Annotated in this window: 17 protein-coding genes; 3 read left to right on the top strand and 14 right to left on the bottom strand. The window is 61.4% G+C overall.

Going from position 1 to position 21,567, the window contains the following annotated elements:
* The 5 genes from DWV43_RS04080 to DWV43_RS04060 form a co-directional block, all read right to left on the bottom strand.
* Positions 1-3,429, bottom strand: coding sequence for a DNA-directed RNA polymerase subunit beta (locus DWV43_RS04080; protein ID WP_231500742.1), 3,429 nt, complete (start codon positions 3,427-3,429; stop codon positions 1-3).
* A gap of 350 nt (positions 3,430-3,779) precedes the next feature.
* Positions 3,780-4,688 carry a UTP--glucose-1-phosphate uridylyltransferase gene (locus tag DWV43_RS04075; protein WP_117817109.1) on the bottom strand — a complete coding sequence of 303 codons (909 nt, stop codon included), beginning with the start codon at positions 4,686-4,688 and terminating at the stop codon, positions 3,780-3,782.
* 314 nt (positions 4,689-5,002) lie between these two features.
* Positions 5,003-5,380: a 50S ribosomal protein L7/L12 gene (rplL, locus tag DWV43_RS04070; protein WP_006235005.1), complete on the bottom strand. Its 378-nt coding sequence runs from the start codon at positions 5,378-5,380 to the stop codon at positions 5,003-5,005.
* Between the two features lie 102 nt (positions 5,381-5,482).
* Positions 5,483-6,004, bottom strand: a complete 522-nt coding sequence (rplJ, locus tag DWV43_RS04065) for a 50S ribosomal protein L10 (RefSeq protein WP_006235004.1) — start codon at positions 6,002-6,004, stop codon at positions 5,483-5,485.
* 504 nt (positions 6,005-6,508) lie between these two features.
* Entirely contained in the window at positions 6,509-7,645 is a 1,137-nt protein-coding gene (locus tag DWV43_RS04060; protein ID WP_117817108.1) for a pyridoxal phosphate-dependent aminotransferase, read from the bottom strand.
* A gap of 93 nt (positions 7,646-7,738) precedes the next feature.
* On the opposite strand from DWV43_RS04060, the gene DWV43_RS04055 reads away from it, so the two are divergent.
* Positions 7,739-8,410, top strand: coding sequence for a hypothetical protein (locus tag DWV43_RS04055; protein WP_117639555.1), 672 nt, complete (start codon positions 7,739-7,741; stop codon positions 8,408-8,410).
* A gap of 1 nt (position 8,411) precedes the next feature.
* Here the strand turns inward: DWV43_RS04055 and DWV43_RS04050 are convergent, their stop codons facing one another.
* From DWV43_RS04050 to DWV43_RS04020, 7 genes are all read right to left on the bottom strand, one after another.
* A complete protein-coding gene (locus DWV43_RS04050; protein WP_117639553.1) occupies positions 8,412-8,975 on the bottom strand; it encodes a DNA-deoxyinosine glycosylase in 564 nt (187 codons plus the stop codon).
* A 3-nt stretch (positions 8,976-8,978) separates the two neighbouring features.
* Positions 8,979-10,355 carry an alpha-amylase family glycosyl hydrolase gene (locus DWV43_RS04045; protein ID WP_117817107.1) on the bottom strand — a complete coding sequence of 459 codons (1,377 nt, stop codon included), beginning with the start codon at positions 10,353-10,355 and terminating at the stop codon, positions 8,979-8,981.
* Positions 10,356-10,508: 153 nt separating this feature from the next.
* Positions 10,509-11,705 (bottom strand): MFS transporter, encoded by a 1,197-nt coding sequence (locus tag DWV43_RS04040; protein WP_117817106.1) that lies wholly within the window; start codon positions 11,703-11,705, stop codon positions 10,509-10,511.
* 122 nt (positions 11,706-11,827) lie between these two features.
* Complete coding sequence (feoB, locus tag DWV43_RS04035) at positions 11,828-14,188, bottom strand: ferrous iron transport protein B (protein WP_117817105.1); 2,361 nt, start codon at positions 14,186-14,188, stop codon at positions 11,828-11,830.
* A 121-nt stretch (positions 14,189-14,309) separates the two neighbouring features.
* Positions 14,310-14,630, bottom strand: a complete 321-nt coding sequence (locus tag DWV43_RS04030; protein ID WP_117765086.1) for a hypothetical protein — start codon at positions 14,628-14,630, stop codon at positions 14,310-14,312.
* Positions 14,631-15,092: 462 nt separating this feature from the next.
* Positions 15,093-16,556 carry a basic amino acid/polyamine antiporter gene (locus tag DWV43_RS04025; protein ID WP_117817104.1) on the bottom strand — a complete coding sequence of 488 codons (1,464 nt, stop codon included), beginning with the start codon at positions 16,554-16,556 and terminating at the stop codon, positions 15,093-15,095.
* A 107-nt stretch (positions 16,557-16,663) separates the two neighbouring features.
* Positions 16,664-17,440, bottom strand: a complete 777-nt coding sequence (locus DWV43_RS04020; protein WP_117583089.1) for a dimethylarginine dimethylaminohydrolase family protein — start codon at positions 17,438-17,440, stop codon at positions 16,664-16,666.
* A gap of 254 nt (positions 17,441-17,694) precedes the next feature.
* Between DWV43_RS04020 and DWV43_RS04015 the strand changes: the two genes are divergently transcribed.
* Positions 17,695-18,345: a GntR family transcriptional regulator gene (locus DWV43_RS04015; RefSeq protein ID WP_117817103.1), complete on the top strand. Its 651-nt coding sequence runs from the start codon at positions 17,695-17,697 to the stop codon at positions 18,343-18,345.
* A gap of 272 nt (positions 18,346-18,617) precedes the next feature.
* On the opposite strand, the gene DWV43_RS04010 is transcribed toward DWV43_RS04015, so the two are convergent.
* Complete coding sequence (locus tag DWV43_RS04010) at positions 18,618-19,520, bottom strand: alpha/beta hydrolase (protein WP_117817102.1); 903 nt, start codon at positions 19,518-19,520, stop codon at positions 18,618-18,620.
* 245 nt (positions 19,521-19,765) lie between these two features.
* Here DWV43_RS04010 and DWV43_RS04005 point away from each other — a divergent pair, with 245 nt between their 5' ends.
* Positions 19,766-20,329: a PTS glucose transporter subunit IIA gene (locus tag DWV43_RS04005; RefSeq protein WP_117817101.1), complete on the top strand. Its 564-nt coding sequence runs from the start codon at positions 19,766-19,768 to the stop codon at positions 20,327-20,329.
* 310 nt (positions 20,330-20,639) lie between these two features.
* Here DWV43_RS04005 and DWV43_RS04000 read toward each other — a convergent pair.
* On the bottom strand, positions 20,640-21,567 hold a 928-nt coding region (locus DWV43_RS04000), incomplete at its 5' end, for an IS30 family transposase (RefSeq protein WP_233542716.1).

Genomic DNA, 21,567 nt, shown 5'->3' with positions numbered 1-21,567 from the left:
CTACTCCTTATCAGTGGTCGTGGCGGCGACAGCCTCGGGTGCCTCGGCGGTCTCGGCATCCTGGGCCTCGACGTCGGTGTCAACGCCGGCGAGCGCAGCCAGGTCGTCGAGAGCAGAGGTCTCCTCGGCGGTCACAGGGGCGGAGGCGTCCTCGTCGGCATCGTGCATGGGCTCGATGTCCAGTGCGAGGGAACGGATCTCCTTGACGAGAACCTTGAAGGACTCGGGGATACCCGGAACCGGGACGTTCTCGCCCTTGACGATGGACTCGTAGGTCTTGACGCGGCCCACGGTATCGTCGGACTTGACGGTCAGGATCTCCTGCAGGACGTTGGCAGCACCGTATGCGTACAGTGCCCAAACTTCCATCTCGCCGAAGCGCTGGCCGCCGAACTGAGCCTTGCCGCCCAGCGGTTGCTGGGTAACCAGGCTGTAAGGGCCGGTCGAACGGGCGTGGATCTTGTCGTCGACCATGTGGCCGAGCTTGAGGATGTAGGACGTACCCACGGTAATGGGCTCGCGGAACTCCTCGCCGGTGCGGCCGTCGAACAGGCGGGTCTTGCCGCGCTCGTCAAGCTGGGTGACAAACTCGGGGCGCATGTGATCGCCAAAGGCAGCGGTGGCCTTGTTGAGCATGTTCTTGTTGGCGCGACGGATGACCTCGGCGATCTCGTCCTCCTTGGCGCCGTCGAAGACGGGCGTCGAGACGAAGAACGGACCGGGGACATACTTGTCGGAGTCGGCATCCTCGGTATCCCAACCGCAGGCAGCAGCCCAGCCAAGGTGGCACTCGAGCAGCTGACCGACGTTCATACGCGAAGGAACGCCCAGCGGGTTGAGGATAACGTCGATCGGGGTACCGTCAGCCATGTAGGGCATGTCCTCGACCGGCAGAACGTTACAGATAACGCCCTTGTTGCCGTGGCGACCGGCGATCTTATCGCCCTGCTGGATCTTACGACGCTGGGCGACGTAGACGCGCACCTGCTCGTTGACGCCGGGGGCCAGGTCGTCGCCGTTCTCGCGGCTAAAGCGGACGACGTCGATGACGCGGCCATAAGCGCCGTGAGGCATCTTAAGGGAGGTGTCGCGAACATCGTGAGCCTTGGCACCGAAGATGGCGCGCAGCAGGCGCTCCTCGGCGGTCAGAGCGCTCTCGCCCTTAGGCGTGACCTTGCCGACCAGGATGTCGCCAGGGCCGACCTCGGCGCCGATGCGGATGATGCCGTCCTCGTCGAGGTTGGCAAGCATGTCCTCGGAGAGGTTCGGGATCTCGCGAGTGATCTCCTCGGGGCCGAGCTTGGTATCGCGGGCGTCGATCTCGTGACGGGTGATATTGATGGTCGTCAGCAGGTCCTCGGCCACCAGGCGCTCGGACACGACGATACCGTCCTCGTAGTTGAAGCCTTCCCACGGCATGTATGCCACGGTGAGGTTCTGGCCCAGTGCGAGCTCGCCATGATCGGTCGAAGGACCGTCGGCCAGAGGCTCGCCCTGCTCAACGGTGTCACCGACGCGCACGAGCGGACGGTGGTTGATGCAGGTGGACTGGTTGGAGCGCTGGTACTTGGCCAGGTGATACTCGTCCATGCCGCCGGCGTGCTTGACGATAATCTTGGAGGCGTCGGCATAGATGACTTCGCCGGCGTTCTTGGCCAGGGTAACCTCGCCAGAGTCCAGGGCGGCGCGACGCTCCATGCCGGTACCGACATAGGGAGCGGCGGGGTGAACCAGCGGCACGGCCTGACGCTGCATGTTGGCGCCCATGAGCGTACGCTTGGCGTCGTCGTGCTCGAGGAACGGAATCAGCGTGGCTGCGACGGAGAGCATCTGACGCGGCGAGACGTCCATGTAGTCGACGTCCTCGACAGGCACGTCGGCGGGAGCGCCGAAGGAGCCGTCGAAGTCGCGGGTACGGGCGATCACGGTATGCGGACGGACGATCTTGCCCTCGGCATCGGTCGTGATGAACTCGTTGGTCTTGGGATCGAGCGGCGTGTTGGCCGGCGCGATGACGTGCTTCTCTTCCTCGTCAGCGGTCATCCAGTCGATCTGATCGGTGGCAACGCCGTTCTCGACACGACGGAACGGGGCCTCGATGAAGCCATACTCGTTGACGCGGGCGTAGAGGGCGAGCGAGCCGATCAGGCCGATGTTGGGGCCTTCGGGGGTCTCGATCGGGCACATGCGGCTGTAGTGCGAGTTGTGAACGTCGCGGACGGCCGTCGGCACGTTGGTGCGGCGGCTGGAGCCGGACTTGTGGCCGGCAAGACCACCAGGGCCGAGTGCGGACAGACGGCGCTTGTGGGTCAGACCGGTCAGGGGGTTCGCCTGGTCCATGAACTGCGAGAGCTGCGAGGAACCGAAGAACTCCTTGATGGAGGCCACGATCGGGCGGATGTTGATGAGCGACTGCGGGGTGATCTCGTCGATGTCCTGGGAGCTCATGCGCTCACGGACGACGCGCTCCATACGGCTCATGCCGATACGGAACTGGTTGGCGACGAGCTCGCCGACGGTGCGGATGCGGCGGTTGCCGAAGTGGTCGATGTCGTCGACCTTGAAGCCCTGCTCGCCGGCAGCGAGGGACAGGAGGTAGCGCAGCGTCGCGACGATATCCTCGTCGGTGAGCACCGTGACCTCTTCCTCGGTGGTGAGGTTGAGCTTCTTGTTGACCTTGTAACGACCGACGCGGGCCAAATCGTAGCGCTGCGGGTTAAAGAGCAGGCCCTCGAGCAGGCTGCGGGAAGCGTCCACGGTGGGAGGCTCGCCCGGGCGCAGGCGACGGTAGATCTCGATGAGGGCGTCCTCGCGAGTGAGGGCGGTGTCGCGCTCCAGGGTGCGCTTGATCACATCGGAGTTGCCGAGCAGCTCGATGATGTCGTCGTTGGTGACGGCGATGCCAAGGGCGCGCAGGAACATCGTGGCGCTCTGCTTGCGCTTACGGTCGATGGAGACCATGAGCTGGTCGCGCTTGTCGACCTCAAACTCAAGCCAGGCACCGCGGGACGGGATGATCTGGGCCTTGTAGATCTGCTTGCCCGAATCCATCTCGGAGCTGTAGTACACGCCCGGGGAGCGGACGAGCTGCGAGACGACGATACGCTCGGTACCGTTGATGATGAAGGTGCCCTGATCGGTCATCATGGGGAAGTCGCCCATGAAGACGAGCTGCTCCTTGATCTCGCCGGTCTCCTTGTTGGTGAGACGGACGTCGGTCAGAAGCGGAGCCTGATAGGTCATATCCTTCTCGCGGCACTCCTCGACGGTGTGCGCGGGGTCGCCGAACTGATGCTCGCCGAAGGTAACCTCGAGAACATGGTTCTGACTCTGGATGGGGCTGGATTCCTTGAACGCCTCACGAAGGCCCTCATCCTTAAAACGCTCAAAGGATTCCCTTTGAACAGAGATAAGGTTGGGGAGCTCCATGGCCTCCGGGATTTTCCCGAAGCTGACGCGCTTGCGCTCAGTGGCAGTGTATGCGTAGGTCACCAGGTTTTTCCTCCTTCACGGAAATGCTCGGTGGGTTGGCGAGGCATAGCTTCGCCAGTTATCGCAACCTAATAGTTTATCAGGTACCGACCGTTGGGCAAGAAAAGCCTTGACGCGATTGAGTTTTTGGAGTAGCAAAGTTTTTCGACAGAAAACACGCAGGTAGATGTATGTGTATCGAACATCTGTTCATATATTTTATGTGAACAGAGAGCTAGCAATCGCAGCTCTTATAAAAAACGGGCGCGAACCGAGGTCCACGCCCGTAAATGTCGGTGCCCGAAGGCTTACTTGCGCATCAATCCGCCGCGCTCGTCGATGGCGTCCCAGAAGGCATCGGCAAAGCGGGGGTCGCTTGCAGCCATGAGGGCGTTGGTGGCCATCCAGCCAGAGGGAGTGCCGGTGTCGTAGCCCGACAGCGGGTCGATGACGACTGCGTACATGGCTTCGCGGTCGAGCGAACGGGCCATGGCGTCGGTGAGCTGGATCTCGCCGCCCTTGCCGGCCTGCTGATCTGCCAGCAAGTCCATGACCAGCGGGCTCAGCAGGTAGCGACCGACGATGTACAGGTTGGACGGAGCCGCCTCGGGAGCGGGCTTCTCGACCAGACCGCCGATACGCCAGACAGCGCCCGGCTCGACATCGGCAACGCCCTCGGCGCCCTCGAGCGAACCGACGCGCTCGCCGGCGATAACGCCGTAGCGGCTGACTTCCTCGGGCGAGCAAGCAGCGACGGCGATAACCGAAGCGCCACCGTGCTCCTTGGAAACGGCAAGCATCTTGTCGCAGATATCGCGGTTAGGCACAACGTAGTCGCCCAGAAGAACCAGGAAGTTCTCCCCTGCCACGGCGTCGGCAGCAGAGCGAATAGCATGGCCGAGGCCCTTGGGCTCGTACTGATAACGGAAGTCGACCGGCATACCGCCAGCGTGGGCGACGGCATCGGCATAGGCGTTCTTACCGCGCTCGCGCAACAGGTTCTCGAGCGAACGGTCGGGCTGGAAGTAGTTCAGTAGCTCGGGCTTACCGGGAGAAGTAACGATGATGGCATCGTCGACCTCCTCGGGGTCGAGTGCCTCCTCGACGACATACTGGATGACCGGCTTGTCGAGCACCGGCAGCATCTCTTTGGGCGTGCACTTGGTGCCAGGCAGAAAACGCGTGCCAAGACCGGCGGCGGGGATGATTGCCTTCATGTTATTCAAAGATCCTTTCGCAGGCGCAAAAGCGCCCCGTGCGTGCGGCGCACAGCCGCAGACCAAATTGCGATACCCAAGCATCTTACCGCTGGAACTATATGTCGCTACAAGGCAGAGACAATTCTTCAGCAGGTCAACGCAAATTATTGCTCGAATGGTGCAATTTTATTGCCCAACGGCAGGGCACGCGATACGACGCAAATCACAGAACATGGCAGTTTGAGCAACCGATGTCGAGGAACCGAAAAACAAAAAAGACGGGGCTCGCAATGCGAACCCCGTCTGCAAAGAAATCTGGCGAGAAAGCCTGATTACTTGAGGGTGACAGCAGCGCCAGCAGCCTCGAGCTTCTCCTTGGCAGCCTCGGCGTCCTCCTTCTTGGCACCCTCGAGAACAGCCTTGGGAGCGCCCTCGACGACCTCCTTGGCCTCCTTCAGGCCAAGGTTGGTGAGCTCACGGACGGCCTTGATGACCTGGATCTTGTTGTCGCCGAAGCCCTCGAGCACGACGTCAAACTCGGTCTTCTCCTCGGCCTCAGCAGCGCCAGCAGCGGGAGCGGCGACAACAGCGGCAGGAGCAGCGGCGGAAACGCCGAAGGTGTCCTCGATAGCCTTAACGAGCTCGGAAGCCTCGAGAAGGGTCATTTCCTTAAGAGCATCGATGATCTCATCGGTGGTAAGCTTAGCCATTTCTAAGTCCTTTCGGTTTCCGTGTCTGTGCACGGAGATCAGTTAAAACACGGCGCGAATGCGCCAGGGGTGCGGCGTTGCCGCCGCGGGTGAAAACAGCGACTAGGCTGCCTTCTGCTCGGAGACCTGCTGGATCGAACGAGCGAGACCAGAGGAAACGCCGTTGACGCAGACAGCGATGTCGCGAGCGAAACCGGAGATGAGACCGGCGATCTGGCCGAGAAGCTGATCCTTGGTGGGCAGCTCGGCGATAGCCTTAACATCATCAGCGGAAACGGCCTTGCCGTCGGAGATACCGCCCTTGATCTCAAGGACGCCCTTGGACTTAGCAGAGAAGTCCTTAAGGGCCTTAGCGGCCTCGACCGGCTCGGACTCGTAGAACACATAAGCGACGGGGCCGGCGAGGATCTCGTCGAGCTCGGGCTGCTCCTGGTTCTTGAGAGCGATCTTGACCAGGTTGTTCTTGTAGACCTTCATCTCGGCGCCGCACTCGCGAAGCTGATGACGCAGCTCCTGAGCCTGCTTAACCGTCAGACCGTTGTAGTTGACGACAAACAGACCGGCGTTCTCGGCGATACGGGACTCGATCTCTGCAACCTTGTCGATTTTGTACTGCTGGGGCATAAATTACACCTCCTCGAATTCTTTCCGGGCACGGTCCGCCACAAGGACGTGACGGGGGCATGTCCAAAAAGAAAGCCCCCGCGCTGCATGAGCGACGGGGGCGAGAAGACATATCTACTCGACCACCTCGGCTGGCGGGATATCCCATTAAGCTCGCGGGCGATGCCCGTTTGCACCGGCTGTCTCTGGCAGCGGATTCGTGCGTGAACCGAAAGTATTATGGCGGGGACCCCGGCGTCGGTCAACGGGCACGAGGATTCGCACACAAACCCTGCATACGCTCCGGTCGGGAGGGGCAGGGCGAGTTTTCCGCTCGGTCAAGTCCTGGGCTCGCACGAAGGCCACATTAAGTGGCCTTCGGCTCGTGCGGAATCTACGGAAAACTCGCCCTGCCCCTCCCGACCGGAGCTACGTTGCCTTTGTTGCGAATCCTCGTGCCCGTTGGCCGGCGCGCCCCACGCATAACCCTTAGGTCGGTGGGCTGATGGGTTGGGTCCCGTTGGGCTACAGGGTTGAAAGGAAGGTGGACAGGCGGCGGAGGCCTTCGTCTAGGTCTTTGTCGGAGACGCAGTAGCTTAGGCGGATGTGGCCTTCGGTGCCGAAGCAGTCGCCCGGGACTAGGGCTACGTTTGCCTCTTCGATGGCTTTGATGCAGAAGTCTTCGCTGGTTAGGCCGAACTTTTTGATGCTCGGGAAAGTGTAGAAGGCTCCTGCGGGCTCTACTACGTCGAGGCCCATGGCGTTTAAGGCTGCGAGTACGCGTTCGCGGCGGGCTCGGTAGACTTTGAGCATGGGGGTTGGGTCGACGGTCAGGGCTCGGGCTGCGGCGTCCATTTCGAAGGAGACAGCACTCGATACTAAGTATTGGTGAGCCTTTGCGATCTCGGCGATGACGGGGGCTGCCGCTGCGAGCCAGCCCAAGCGCCAGCCGGTCATGGCCCAGGGCTTGGAGAAGCTCTCGATGACCACCGTCTGGTCGCGCAGCTCCGGATGGCGCTGGGCAAAGCGCTCGTAGCCATCCACATAGACCAGACGGTTGTATACGTCGTCGCAGACTACGTAGATGCCCGCCTGCTCTGCCACGCGCGCCACGACGTCGAGCGATGCCGCGTTGAGAATGCAGCCCGTGGGATTGTTGGGCGAGCAGATAACGACGGCCTTGGTCGCCGGGGTCACACAGGCGCGAAGCGCATCCTCGTCAATCTGGAATTGCGCAGGCTCCGTATCCAAGAAGACCGCCTTGGCGTGGTTGGCCACGACGATGCTCTCGTACAGGCCAAAGGCGGGCGTGGGGATAATGACCTCGTCGCCGGGGTTGAGCATAGCCATAAATGTTGCCGACAGGGCCTCGGTCGCGCCGTCGGTCAGGATGACCTCATCGGCGGAAAACGCCAGACCCGCGTCACCCATATATTCGGACAGTGCCTCGCGCAGGGCGGGGCGGCCGTTGTTGGGCGGATAGTGCGTGTCGCCGCGGTCCAACGAAGCAGTCACCTCGGCGCTAACCACATCGGGCGTGGGAAAATCGGGCTCACCGAGCGCAAGCGCAATGCATCCCGGATGCTGCGCGGCGAGTGCGTTAATCCGACGGATGCCGGAGGGCTTGAGCGTGGCAAGCGAGGTATTCATGGGCAGACGCATGGCATTCCTTTCGTGAGGGTTGCACTAGGATAGCGCGGCGGAGCGCCGTCATACGGTGTAACCTAAACGGAAACCGACCGGAAAGGAGGCGGCATGGAGACGACCGCACGCGGCGATGTACCAAAAACACTGCATAACATCGCGTTTGTCAGTATTTCCGAGAGCGCCGATCTTGAGTTTTTGCTCTGGGACCTGCAGGATGCCATCGCCGCCTATGCACAGCTTTCCGGCACTGTGCTCCCCCACCCGGTCGTTTTGGAGGCGGATGATTCCGGCAGCGTTGCCGGTGCCGCCGATGGCATTGTGTTCGCCATTGAAGATGCACCCAATGATGAAGCGATGGCGCCCATTAAGCAGATGCTCGACCGCTTTGGCGGCGCAGGGACGCGTGCCTATGTTGTTGTCCAGGCCGACGTCGGCGGCCTCGAGCGAGCACACGGGCTCGTCGTGCGTCTGCGAGCGACGTGCGACCTTCGTGGGCTGTCATGGTGCGGCGGCGTTGTCGTCTGTACCGGCAGCGGCTTCGCGGCGCTTCGTCACTCACCGCGCATGGGACTCTTGCGGCGACCGTTTTCGGAAGCGATGGACAAGCTCGTAGGCGCCGTTCGTATGGGCTGTTCGGTTGAGCATGCGCAGCGACTTGGTGGTGGTAATGCCGAGGACGTCGACGCCGACGGCATGATTTGCACCGAGCCAGCCGTGCCCGCGCCGATCTGGCGAGGCGTTCTGAAACGTCTGGGCGCCCACGCTCAAACAAAAATCTAAATTAAATAACAGCCCAGTCAACGGCTTCACTCCAACGCTCGACAAGCCGCTCCAAACGCCACGCCGCGTTGGCAGGACTCGTCGACGGCAGCACGATGGCGGGTAGCCCCGTCCGCTCTTGTAGATAGCGTTTGTAGAGCCGCCCGGCCGCGCCGCCGTTGCAGATAACGACCTCAATCGGCGTGACATCGGTAATGCGCTCGACATGCGCCGGAACGACGTTTTTGATGCTCGCGTCGCTTGAGCCCTTGATGTCACAGCTCTCGATCACGTCCCACAGGGCCACGCCGCCGTTGAGCAGCATAGCCCGCTTGGCAGCAACCGAGGCGTCGAGCGTCGCGGGCTCGCCGCTCGCCAAAGAGTCTCCCTCGTTGGGCGGCACGGGCACACCGAGGCACGCGGCCATCACACGCCAAAAGCGATTCTGAGGGTTGCCGTAATAAAAGGCGTTGGCGCGCGAAAGCACCGAGGGAAACGATCCGAGCACCAAAACGCGCGAGTGCTGGTCGAACACGGGCTCAAACCCATGCTCAATATGTTGATAGCCCTCATCGGACGCAGCCATGGCCTAGGCCCTCAACAGATAGCGCACCTCGTAGGGTGCAAGCTCAAGGGCACCCGTTAGCTCGACTGTGGGCGCGCCGTCGGCAAGTAGGTCGGCAAAGGAGCCGTTGAGCTCGCCGGCTCCAAAGGTATAGGGCTCGTTCACGGCATTGACCGCCACGAGCACCGTCGCGTCGTCGCAGGCGCGCTCGAACAGTAGCTGCTTGTTCTGGATCACCACGTTGCGATAGGCACCATAGTTGAGGGCACGGGCCGCCGCGTCGTCTGCCGAGCGCAGGTGCGCGAGCTGCTTGATGAAGGCCGTCAGCTCGTTGGGCGCAGGCTCATCGAGCGCAGGTCGCAGCGCCCAGTCACCATCGGGGCCGCCCTTTTCGCCAGGAATCCCCCACTCGCTGCCATAGTAGACGCACGGAATGCCCGGCATGCCAAAGAGCATGCCATAAGCGGGACGCAGGCACGACTTGTCGGTGAGGATGCTCGCCAGGCGCGGCACGTCGTGGTTGTCGACAAACGACAGCAGGTGTTTGCCGCGGTAGATGCACCACGGATCGCCGCCAAACTGGCGATGCAGCGAATGGGCAATCTCGAACATGTTGACCGAGTTAAAGCTGGAGTACAGGCCCTTGTAGCACTCGTAGTTGGTGCAGGAGTCAAGCATCTCGTCGTTGACGATCTGGTTGTAGTCGCCGTGGAGCGTCTCGCCGATCAGCACAAAATCGGGCTTGAGCTCGCGGGTAAAGGTATGCAGACGACGCATGAAGTCGCGGTCGAGCATATAGGCAACGTCCAGGCGCAGGCCGTCGACGCCAAACACGTCAGCCCAACGGCGCACGGACTCGAGCAGGTAATCGACCACAGCGGGATTTTGCAGGTTGAGCTTCACAAGTTCAAAATGGCCTTCCCAACCCTCGTACCAAAAGCCGTCGCCATAGCAGGAGTCGCCGTCAAAGCTAATGTGGAACCAGTCCTTGTACGGCGAGTCCCACTTACGCTCCTGCACATCACGGAAGGCCCAGAAGCCGCGGCCGACGTGGTTGAAGACCGCATCGAGCACCACACGGATGCCATGGGCGTGCAGCGTCTCGCATACGGCGGCAAAATCGGCATCCCCGCCCAGGCGGCGGTCGACATGGCGCAGGCTGCGCGTATCGTAGCCGTGGCTGTCGGATTCGAGCGGCGGGTTGATGAGCACAGCGCCAACGCCGAGTTCTTGCAGGTAGTCAGCCCATTGGGCGATCTTCATGATGGGTGCATCGGGGTTGGGCGCGGCGTTGGCAGCCTGAGCGAGCTCATCCTCGGCAACGGGCGCGGCGTTTTCGCGCAGAGCCCCGCAAAAGCCCAGCGGATAGATCTGATAGAACGTCGTCTCGTATGCCCACATAGCAACCTCCCGGTAAGCTCAACACAACGACATCCATTGTATGCCCAGCTTGTATCCTCTCCCCCAAAATAAGTTGCGGTGGAATAGTTCCTGCTTGGGCCTTCAGGGGCCTTAAACAGGAACTATTTCACCGCAACTGATGAGGGAACGTGATTAGGCAACGAGCTTGGCGCGGCGAATGGCTGGGAACAGTACGGTGATGGCAAGGATGACGCCCACGACGGTAATCGCCCCGCCCGCGAAGCCAATCCAAGCGATACCGGGGCCCGACACCACGGCGCCGCCGATCGCCGTACCGGTGCCGATACCCAGATTGAACAGGCCCGAGAAGATCGACATGGCGACAGCCGACGAATCCGCCGGCGTGTACTTGATGAGCTCGGCTTGGAACGCCACGTTAAAGGCCGTGGCGCAGCAGCCCCACAGTGCGCAAACGGCAAGCACTGCCGCGAGCGATGACGCGGCCGGACCCATGAGCAGCAGAGCCACCGGCACGCCGGAGAGTGTGATAGCCAAGAACGGAAAGCGATGCCCATCGAACAGTCGGCCGAACAGCCAGCTTCCGAGCAGACCGGAGCAGCCAAACGCCGTCAGCGTCATGGTAATAGCGCTTGCGTCGACGTGCGCGACCTGTGCCAGGAACGGCTCGATATAGCTGTAACCCGCGTAATAGCCGGTCGCCATAAAGACCGTGACCGCGTAGAGCGCGAGCAGGAACGGGTTCTTGAGCAGCTCGGGCAGCTGTTTGACGGTAAAGCGCTCGCCCGCCGGCATGGCCGGGAACACCGCTGCCTGGTACACCACCGCGGCGGCAGAGAAGGCACCGACCACGGCGAATGTCATGCGCCAGCCCACGGCCAGTCCGATGGCGCGACCGATCGGCAGGCCAAAGATCTGCGCGATGGACGAGCCTGTGGCGATTATGCTGATCGCGAGCGCCCCGTGGCGGGTGTCGACTAGGCGCGAGGCCATGATCGAGGCGACCGACCAGAACACGGCGTGCGCGCAGGCAACCACCAGGCGCGCACAGACCAGGATGGGATATGTCGGTGCCACAGCGGACAGGAACTGACCCAGAGAAAACACGGCGAGCACGCCGAGCAGCATCCGCTTGAACTCAAAGCGCGAGGCAAACACCATAAGCGGCAGCGACAGCAGCATGACGCCCCAGGCATAGACCGAGATCATGATGCCTGCCTGGGCCTCGGTGAGCGAGAACGACGCGGCGATATCAGTCAGAAGGCCGATGGGCATGAACTCCGACGTGTTGAATACGAACGCGCAGCAGGCGAGCCCGATAAGCGGGAGCCACTGCTTGAGTGAGATGCCATCTTGTCTTGCCTGAGCCATGTAGAAACCTCTCCGATTGTCTTGAGCGGTGGGCGATTATATAGCAACGGCCCCGCATCCGTCAGTACAGATGCAGGGCCGCAATCAACTCAATACACAGAGGTTGCGCCGTCAATTAATAACTAAGCCAGCCCCAGCAATATGCCCGCCGAATGCACGACAAACGCCACGATCCAGGCGACCGTCACCTGAAACGCGAACACGGCAACGGCATAGCGCGCGCCCAACTCGCTCTTGACGGCGCCGATGGACGCCACGCAGGGCGGGTACAGCAGCGTAAAGACCAGGAACACGTAGGCGGTAAACGGCGAAAACATGGCTGACAGTGCCGCGGGCGACGTCGCGCCCAAAAGCACCGTGAGGGTCGAGATGACGCTCTCCTTGGCAATAAGTCCCGTGACGAGTGCCGTCGAGGCGCGCCAGTCGCCAAAGCCGAGCGGCGCCAGCAGCGGCGCGATGATGCTACCAAGGCCCGCAAGGAGGCTTTGCGACTGATCGGCGACCACGTTAAAGCGGATATCGAACGTCTGCAGGAACCAGATGACCACGGTAGCGGCAAAGATAATGGTAAAGGCCTTGGTAATAAAGTCTTTGGCCTTATCCCATGCCAGCATCACCGTCGTCTTGACGCTCGGCAGGCGGTAATTGGGAAGCTCCATGATAAACGGCACCGGGTCGCCCTTAAATGCCGTGCGGTTGAGTACCAGGGCCGCGACGCAGCCGACCGCGATGCCGATCAGATAGAGCGAGACCATGGCGGGTACCGTCGCCTGCGGGAAAAACGCCCCGCACAGCAGACCGTAGACCGGCAACTTGGCCGAGCAGCTCATGAACGGCGTGAGCATAACCGTCATCTTGCGGTCGTGCTCGGACGGCAGCGTGCGGGTCGACATGATTGCCGGCACGGTGCAGCCAAAACCAACGAGCATGGGCACGAAGCTGCGGCCCGACAGGCCAAAGCGGCGCAGCACCTTATCCATGACAAAGGCCACACGCGCCATGTAGCCCGAGTCTTCCAGAATGGAGAGGAACAAGAAGAGCACGACGATAATCGGCAGGAAGGTCAGTACGCTGCCCACGCCCGTAAGCACGCCGTCGACAGCCAGTGAGCGCACCACGTCGTTGGTGCCGAACGCCTTGAGGCCCGCATCGGCCGAGGCGATGATGGCAGCGATGCCGTCCTCCATGAGTCCCTGCAACGCCGCGCCGATCACGCCAAACGTCAGCCAAAAAACGAGACCCATGATCACCAGGAACGCCGGGATGGCCGTATAGCGACCCGTCAGGATGCGGTCGATCTTGACGGAGCGCACGTGCTCGCGGCTCTCGTGCGGCTTGACGACGCAACGCCCGCACACGTCGCCGATAAAGCCAAAGCGCATATCGGCCAGCGCGGACAGGCGGTCGGTGCCGGCCTCGCCCTCCATCTGGGTAATGATGTGCTCGATAGCGTCGAGCTCGTTGCGATCCAGGTGAAGCGCCTCGGTCACCAGCTCGTCGCCCTCAACCAGCTTGGTCGCTGCAAAGCGCACCGGGATGTGCGCCGTCACGGCATGGTCCTCGATAAGGTTGGCAATACCGTGGATGCAGCGATGCAGTGCACCACCGTCCGAGCCATCGGGCGCGCAGAAGTCCAGGCGACCGGGGCGCTCGCGGAACCGCGCCACGTGCAAGGCATGATCCACCAGCTCGCCGATACCCTCGTTGCGGGCAGCGCTAATGGGGACAACAGGCACGCCCAACAGGCTCTCGAGCAGGTTGACGTCGATGGCGCCGCCGTTAGCCGTCACCTCGTCCATCATGTTGAGCGCGATGACCATGGGGCAGTCGAGCTCCATAAGCTGCAGCGTCAGGTACAGGTTGCGCTCGATATTGGTGGCGTCGATGATATCGATGATGGCATCGGGATGCTCGTCAAGGATAAACTGGCGGCTCACAATCTCCTCGCCCGTGTACGGCGACAGGGAGTAAATGCCGGGCAGGTCGGTAACGCTCGCCTCGGGGTGGTTACGGATAGTGCCGTCCTTGCGGTCGACCGTCACGCCGGGAAAGTTACCGACGTGCTGGTTGGAGCCCGTAAGCTGGTTGAACAGCGTGGTCTTACCGCAGTTTTGGTTGCCGGCGAGGGCAAAGTGCAGCGGTACGCCCTCGGGTACGGCCGTTTTTGCCGCACGGGGCGAATACGTCCCCTCGCCGAGTGCCGGATGCTCCGTCGTGCCGATTGCAGCGTTAGCGCGCGGACCCATATCGGTATCGTGAATGCCCACGAGCTCAATGCGGGCGGCATCGTCCTTGCGCAGTGTCAACTCGTAGCCACGCAGACGGATCTCGAGCGGGTCGCCCATGGGAGCGTACTTCATCATGGTGACTTCGGTGCCCGGCGTGAGTCCCATGTCCAAAATATGCTGTCGGAGCGCCTGATCGTCGGATGTCACCGATGCGACAACGGCGTCCTTTCCAATCTCGAGTGTATCGAGCTTCACGCGCTCATCCTTTCGTTAGACGCGGTTAACCGTTTACCGGGGCTAACCAACTCGTAACGACAAATGATAGCGCTCTGAACTATTTTATAAAGTCAAATACCGATGTTTACCTGAGCAAACTTTATGCGATGCGCCCCGAAAGCTCTTTGCGCATACCGCTCAGCGAGATCGAAACGGAACCCGACCGCGCGGTAGCAGTGAGTCGATCACCCTCGACTGACCCCGTGCATGTAAAGGGTGCCTTGCCCATCAAGACGTGGGAGATAGTACCCGAGAGTTCAAAGAAATCGCCCTCAGCGCGGGCACTCGAGAGAGCGATATTGAGACCCCTGACGTTTAGTACTGCCCTGAGCACGCCGTTCACCCCATGTGAAAACGTCACCTCGCCGCGTTTACTCCCCACCGGCGTCTGGGCCGAAACCACATACGTACCCTCAAGCATGGCTCCTCCTCTGAGTAGGCTTTTTGAAATGGCCATCTAGTCTACTTTGCTGCGAGACGGCTTGCCCAGAAACCGCGAGCACACAATGACGTTCAATCAACAGATTGCTGCAAGGGAAGCAAGCGTGCAAGGGGGACAGATTACTTTTGACACCATTTGCGCCAACGGACGGGATGCGGAGCGACGACCGTGCAGGTGGATTCCGGATCGTCGCTTCCTCCGTCCCCCAGCGAATCAAAACGAAGTTGCGGTGGAATAGTTCCTGTTTGAAGCTTTAACCAGTAAAACAGGAACTATTCCACCGCAACTGCAAAAGCCCGCGCTGGCAACAAATGTCACCTGCGCAGGCTTGGTGGGCGCTCACAAAGGCACGTAATAGAGACCCACATCAGTTATGGAATGCCAAGCAGCATCGATACGCGATGCCCGCCGGCCTACCAAGCAACGAAGCTCGCCGTAGCCTTAGACGATCGGCGCGATGCCGGCAAAGTGCAGATACAGCGAGATAACTGCCACGACAATGACCACTGCTGCGATCAGCTTGTCGTGCAGATGCGGAAGCACCTGCTTGCCGCGGCCGCGCTCGCCCAGAATATAGACGGGGATGGCTGGGGCAAAAAGGATCGTCGTGATCATGACGCCCTGGAGGCCCGTCGACCACACCAGGAACAGCGTGTAGATAAAGCCGAGCGTACCAAAGAAGCGTGCTTTGCCGACACTCGGCGCGTGCGGCCCGTCCAAATGCTCGTTCTTCCAGCCGATCACCATGTAATAGGCAGCCGAGCAGACATACGGAACCAGAATCGTGTTGACCGCGCAGCTATAGAAGAACTGGTAGGTGCTCGCCGCCACATACGACACAATTAAGAAGAGTTGCGTGATGCCGGAGCTCACGAGAACCGTTACCACCGGGGCGTCGTGCTTGTTCGTCTTGGCAAACGCCAGCGGGAAGGATCCCTGGCGCGCCGCCTCGAACGGCGTCTCGGACGCAATGATGACGTAGCCCAGCAGCGCGCCGACCAGCGAGAGGATAACGCCAAGGTTTACGATGGCAGCACCAACCGGACCGATTGCGCACTCGAGAATTCCCGCCATGGAGGGCGTTGCGAGCTGTGCCATCTCCTCGCGCGGCATAATGCCGAGCGACAGCATCGAGATGATCAGATACAGCGTGAATACAGCCGCAAATCCGAGCGCCGTCGAGCGGCCGACGTCACGCACGTACTTAGCACGGCCCGAGATAACGACAGCGCCCTCGATGCCCGTGAAAACCCAGACAAGGGCGATCATGGTCGAGACAACCTGCTCGCCAAAGCCAGGACCAGCCGGCTCTCCCCAGAAGTTGTCCATAAAGATATCGACGTTGAACTTACCCAGGAGCACGATACTCAGCACAAAGAGACCCAGCGGCACCAGCTTCGCCAACGTGACGATCGTGTTAATGCCCGCAGCCTCCTTAACACCACGAAGCACAAGGGCGGTAAGGAACCACAAAAACACGCTGGCGCAGACGATGGAAAGCAGGTTGTTACCCGCGCCAAACGCTGGGAAGAAATAGCCCAGCGCGCTAAACAGCAAGAGCGCAAAGCTCACGTTGGAAAGACATGCGCTGATCCAGTAGCCCCAGGCGGAGTTGAATCCAATGTAATCGCCAAAACCGGCCGCAGCGTATGCATAGATGCCGCCGGTCAGGTCGGGACGGGCCTGAGACAAACCGTTGAACACCATCATCAGCGCAAAGACGCCAATGAAGCAAATTCCCCACGAGACGATAACCGCACCGGTATTTGCCCCGCCTGCTGCCATATCGCCGGCAAGCGAAAAGATGCCGCCACAAATACTGGCGGTAATGACCATCATGGTCAGACGAAAGAGATCGAGGCCATTAGGGTCGATAATCTCGTCGTTTTGAGCTTTAGAGGCCATTGTATGTGCACCCCCTTCATCATGTGATCGAACGAAAGAGCCCGGACGTCCCGAATCGGGTGCCGGGCCATCGGTCAAGCGATCATCAGACTGTTACAGCTATCGCGTTAGAAGCGCAGCGACAGGCAAGAAAGGCCGCCGTCGACCTTGCGATACTCGGAGGTGTCGACGACGAGCGTCTTGTAGCCCAGATCCTGCACGGCCTTGAGCACGGTCGGATAGCCCTCGGCAACGATGACCGTACCGTTGACCCAGATGCAGTTGGCGCCGTAAGCCTCGTCCTCGGGCACGACGATCTTGTTGTACTGGGCAAAGTCGGGCTTATCGATGAACTCACCGGAGACGAGCATGTTGTTGTCCTCGATGTAGTTGACGCCCGTCTTGAGGTGCAGGACCTCCTCCAGCGGAACCTCGGAACCCTCGAGGCCCCAGCCCTCGAGAATCTCGCAGAACTGGCGGATGCCCTCTTCGTTGGTACGAGCGGAGCGACCGACGTAGAAGTGGTCGCCGACCATCATGACGTCGCCGCCGTCGAGCGTGCCGGGGGAAACGATGTGCTTCACATGCTCGTCGTCAAAGAAGCGACGGACGGCCGGCTCGATCTCGTCCTTCTCGCCATTACGGCTGTCGGCGCCGGGGTTGGTAATGATGGCGCCGCAGCGAGTGATAACGGCCGGATCCTCGACGAAGCAGCTGTCGGGATACTGCTCGAGGGCGGGCAGCACCGAGACATCCACGCCGCACTGCTCGAGCGCATGCTCGTAATCGTAGTGCTCCTCGATGGCGCGCTCGTAGATGGGCTGGCCAAGCTCGGGGGCGCTCGTGATGCCATTGCTCAGGGACTTGCCGGGACGACGGATGATGACGTGGCTGAACTTGGTCATGATGATCCTCCTTGGATCTCATAGTACTGAGCGGACTTCCTTGCGTCCGCCTTCCTTCCGATGGCTTTATCTTAGGGTGTCTTTGCTGTTTTGTATATTGTATACAATCCTGAACGGTAGATAATTCTCGGTAAGCGTATTTTCGCTTCTCCTGATTGAGTAGCACGATTTAGCTGGTCGTTCTATAATTCGACTGAGCTATTCAAGCGAAACGTATTTAATTTTAAAAATATACCGTTAAGGAACATAAGCTCATGGAAACGCTCAGAAGGCCCCTGAAGGACCACGTATACGACTATATTTCGAGCCGTATTGACGCCGGCGAGTTGTCCGCCGGCGACCGGCTGAGCGAGCAAGCGATCTGCGATGCCATGGGCGTGTCGCGCACGCCGGTTCGCGAGGCGCTCATCCAGCTCGCAAGCGACGGCTATCTGGACAATCTCCCCCGCCGCGGATTCCGCGTCCGTGGGTTCGATCAGCAAAACGCCGTTGAAGTCTTTGAGATCATGGGGCCGCTCGACGGGCAGGCCGCATATCTCGCCTGTCCGAACCTAACCGACGATGACATTACGCAGCTTAAATTTCTCGTCGGCTCCATGGACCTCGCGATCCAAGGCGGCCTCATCCGTAAGTACGACGATATTCAGCGAGACTTTCACCTTACGTACTTCAACCGCTGCGGCAACGACCGTCTGCGCGATATGATCTCGCAGCTCGAGCGTTGCTTTATCAAGCGCGATTACGAGACTGTCGACCAGGAGACGGCGTGCGAACTGCTCAATAAAGCCAACAACGAACATGCTCATATTCTTGAGTTGTTCGAAGCACGAGATGCGACGGGCGTGCGCGACTACGTTCGCGATGTCCATTGGAACACAGAAAACGCCCAGTTCACTGTTTGGTAGGAAAGCAACAAGGGACGCCGTCGGTCTTAGACCTTAGCGCCAGCACCGCCCAAACTGATCCGCTTTCCTCCGTCCCCGAGGGATCATTCTTTTGGCAGCCAAGACAACGCCGATGTTTTGGCGCAGACAGCGAAAGCCCGCCAAAGCGAGCAAGGTGCCTTGAAACGAGGCGGCATTGACCTTCTGGTCATGCCGCCGAAGTTGAAAGGCAGATTGCCGCTCTGGCGGGCTTGCAGCGTCGAGCTGTTACGCGGTTTGGTAAAACCGCGTAACTAGAAGCCGTGGCGCTCCAAAAAGCGGAAGGCCAGGCGGATCCAGGGACGGACTGCCACTTGCTTGTCCTCATTGTCGACCGCAGTGTTGGCGTTGCCGAGCGAAAGGCCGTGACCGCCCTGGTCAAAGACGTGCATCTCGCATGCAACGCCCTCCTCGGCCATGCGCTGCGCAAACGGGTAGACCTGCGCGACCGGCGCCGTCTTGTCGTCGGACACGCCCCACACAAAGGTCGGGGGCATCTGACGCGAAACATGCGTGGTGGGGCAGATGTCGGCCAGGTGCTCGTCGGTCGCCTCGCCGCCCGTCACCATCGACAGATAGTCGTTGAGCAAATCGCGCCCCGTCTTGCCACCCGTCTTGGGCACGCGCAGGTCGATGCGCGGGTCGCGCGTCTGCATATCACGCACATAGGCAAGGTCGAGCAACGGATAGCCCAGCACCACGGCGTCGGGACGAATATCCTCCGGACGAGCCCCTGCCAGGCCCGCGAAGGGACCAGTCTTCCACTGCGTTGCCAGCGAAGCGCAAATCATGCCGCCCGCCGAGAAGCCCACGATGCACACGCGCTTGGGATCGACATGCCACTCGTCGGCGTTGGCGCGCACGGTAGCGACCATCTTGGCAAGGTCTGCCTGCGGGTGCGGAAAACTCACGTCGCCCGTGCCACTCGTCACATAGTTGAGCACAAAGGCCTGGTAACCGTGATCCAAAAACGCAAACGCCACGGGATCCTGCTCGTGCGGAGCGATATGCGTAAACCCGCCTCCGCCGCAGATGATCACCGCGGGGCGGCGGCCATTGGGCTTGTCGGGCAGCGGCTCGGCACCCAAATACGTAAACGTCGCCGGATAATCCTCGGTCGGCTCCTCGCCCCACAGCGCGTGATTCTCGACAATCATATGTGCTCCCTTCGCGCAGATTATGCGCACTATTTTTCGTCCTCAAGCGTACCCCAGTTGGACCCATGGCGCAGAAACACTCACGCAATAAGTTCCCTTTCAACTGATATATCACATAATCGCAGCTCAGCGCTATCGTTTCACAGCGTAAAATAGGGACGCTGACTGTGCCGGGAAACACGTACGAAACGTTTCCGGCAAACCACACGCGTGCAACATGCGCGCTTGATACGTTGGAGGCAACTATGGGTCTGCTCGATTCGCTTAAGTCCACCTTCACCTCGACGGGCGAGGCGTCCGTTCCGCCCGCAGCAAGCTTCGCCACCCGCGAAGGCGTCATCTATGCCCCCGTCAACGGCGTGCTCGTCAACCTGGACGAGGTCCCCGACGAGACCATCGCCTCGGGCATGCTCGGTCAGGGCTACGGCATCGAGCCCATCACCGGCACCATCTATGCGCCCGCCAACGGCCGCATCGGCGCCACCACCGTCACCAACCACTCCATCGGCATGATCACCGAGGACGGTCTTCGCGTGTTCATCCATGTTGGCCTTGGCACCGTGGAAATGAACGGCAAGGGTTTTGCCCGCTTTGTCGAGATGGGCGATGAGGTCAAGGCGGGCCAGCCGCTCATCAGCTTCGACCGCGACGCCATTAAGGCCGCTGGCCACGAGGACATCGTGACCGTCATCATCTCTGAGCTCGACCGCCTCAAGAGCATCGACCACGTCGGCGAGTCTGGCACGCTTATCGGCGGCAATCCGCTCGTCAAGCTCGGCGATCCGCTGCTGGTTGCCAAGACCAAGTAGCAAGGCCCCGCGCCACACAGCCAAAAGGCACCTCGTCAAGCGCCCGCGACCATTTGGCCGCGGGCGCTTTTCGTTTGAAAAAGGTTGATTTCCGATCTCAGCCGAACACATTGAGCAAATAGGCCATTCCCGCAGTTAGCCGAACGCCCCCGCGGCCCCTCCCGGGGTCCGGGGGCGGCATTTTCCCAGTTGAAGGAACGGTGGAGATGTGTTTCGATGGGTCCGGTGGCCATGCTCCGCCCGCCGCCCGGCGCCTCTTCCCAGACTCAGCCGGACGGTCGGTCCGCCTATTCCGTTTTTCCCTTTCAGGCTAGGCCAGCGGGGCATCGCCCCTTTCCGCGCGCGCCCGCGCGATGAGCCCCGGCGTCAGGTCGAGCTCGCCGACGGGCACGTCCTCCACGCCGTACGCATCCAGCAGCGCCGCCGCGTCGGCGCCGAGCATCGCCCGGAAGGCGCGGGCGGGCGTCGCGAAGCCGAGCGCGCCGCGCGGCTCGGAGTTCACGTGCGACATCGCCAGCGACAGGTCGGCCGGGGCCAGCCGGTCGAACCTGAGGCCGCGGCCCTTGGGCAGCAGCTTCCTGATCTCGACGTGGTTGCGCTCGCAGGCGCCCTTCTGGTCGCTGCGCCCGGAGTCGCAGTAGAACAGCCTCGTCTCGCCTGCGCCCTTCTGGTCGCTGCGCCCGGGGTCGCAGTAGAACAGCCTCGTCTCGCCCCGCCCCTCGCCGAGCAGCGCCGCGATCGCGCCCTCGTCGGAGAACTCGGGGCCGTTGTCGGTGAGCACGGCGCGGAACACGCGGCGCGTCCCGTCGGCGCCGAGGACCGCCCGGACGCCCTCCAGGGCGCCCGCGACGCACCCGGCGGTCTTCTCCTCCAGCGGCAGCGCGAGCTGGAGCCTGCTGGGGCGGTGCAGCAGCGTGAGCAGGCAGGCGCCGTCCTCCCGGGCCCCCTCGACGGTGTCCATCTCCCAGGCCGCGGCGCACGCGTCCTCCCCGAGGGCGAGGAACGCGGCATGCGCCCTGCGGGCGGAGTGGCGGGTCGCCGCCCGGCACGCGGCGCGCTTCCTCGGCCTGTAGCCGACCTTGCGCCTGAGCTCCATGTTGGTCATGCCGTCGTAGCCCGCCGAGACCCAGCGGTAGATGGTCGACGGCGACAGGTCCACCGGGCCGCCGTTGCGCGCCGCCATCTGCTCGGGCGACAGCCCCCGGCGCAGGCAGTCCCTTATCGCCTCCAGCCTGGCC

Origin of the sequence: Collinsella sp. AF05-9, assembly GCF_003465595.1 — a bacterium.
In the GTDB taxonomy this organism is placed as follows: domain Bacteria; phylum Actinomycetota; class Coriobacteriia; order Coriobacteriales; family Coriobacteriaceae; genus Collinsella.
This window is presented reverse-complemented; position numbering and strand designations above follow the sequence as displayed.

Excerpts from the sequence above, each read along its gene's own strand:
- DWV43_RS04055 (WP_117639555.1), top strand. The coding sequence starts at position 7,739 with ATGGAGACGACCGCACGCGGCGATGTACCAAAAACACTGCATAACATC.
- DWV43_RS04080 (WP_231500742.1), bottom strand. The coding sequence starts at position 3,429 with ATGGAGCTCCCCAACCTTATCTCTGTTCAAAGGGAATCCTTTGAGCGT.
- DWV43_RS04050 (WP_117639553.1), bottom strand. The coding sequence starts at position 8,975 with ATGGCTGCGTCCGATGAGGGCTATCAACATATTGAGCATGGGTTTGAG.
- DWV43_RS04015 (WP_117817103.1), top strand. The coding sequence starts at position 17,695 with ATGGAAACGCTCAGAAGGCCCCTGAAGGACCACGTATACGACTATATT.
- rplJ (WP_006235004.1), bottom strand. The coding sequence starts at position 6,004 with ATGCCCCAGCAGTACAAAATCGACAAGGTTGCAGAGATCGAGTCCCGT.
- DWV43_RS04045 (WP_117817107.1), bottom strand. The coding sequence starts at position 10,355 with ATGTGGGCATACGAGACGACGTTCTATCAGATCTATCCGCTGGGCTTT.
- rplL (WP_006235005.1), bottom strand. The coding sequence starts at position 5,380 with ATGGCTAAGCTTACCACCGATGAGATCATCGATGCTCTTAAGGAAATG.
- DWV43_RS04005 (WP_117817101.1), top strand. The coding sequence starts at position 19,766 with ATGGGTCTGCTCGATTCGCTTAAGTCCACCTTCACCTCGACGGGCGAG.
- DWV43_RS04020 (WP_117583089.1), bottom strand. The coding sequence starts at position 17,440 with ATGACCAAGTTCAGCCACGTCATCATCCGTCGTCCCGGCAAGTCCCTG.
- DWV43_RS04010 (WP_117817102.1), bottom strand. The coding sequence starts at position 19,520 with ATGATTGTCGAGAATCACGCGCTGTGGGGCGAGGAGCCGACCGAGGAT.
- DWV43_RS04030 (WP_117765086.1), bottom strand. The coding sequence starts at position 14,630 with ATGCTTGAGGGTACGTATGTGGTTTCGGCCCAGACGCCGGTGGGGAGT.
- DWV43_RS04025 (WP_117817104.1), bottom strand. The coding sequence starts at position 16,556 with ATGGCCTCTAAAGCTCAAAACGACGAGATTATCGACCCTAATGGCCTC.
- DWV43_RS04040 (WP_117817106.1), bottom strand. The coding sequence starts at position 11,705 with ATGGCTCAGGCAAGACAAGATGGCATCTCACTCAAGCAGTGGCTCCCG.
- DWV43_RS04060 (WP_117817108.1), bottom strand. The coding sequence starts at position 7,645 with ATGCGTCTGCCCATGAATACCTCGCTTGCCACGCTCAAGCCCTCCGGC.
- DWV43_RS04075 (WP_117817109.1), bottom strand. The coding sequence starts at position 4,688 with ATGAAGGCAATCATCCCCGCCGCCGGTCTTGGCACGCGTTTTCTGCCT.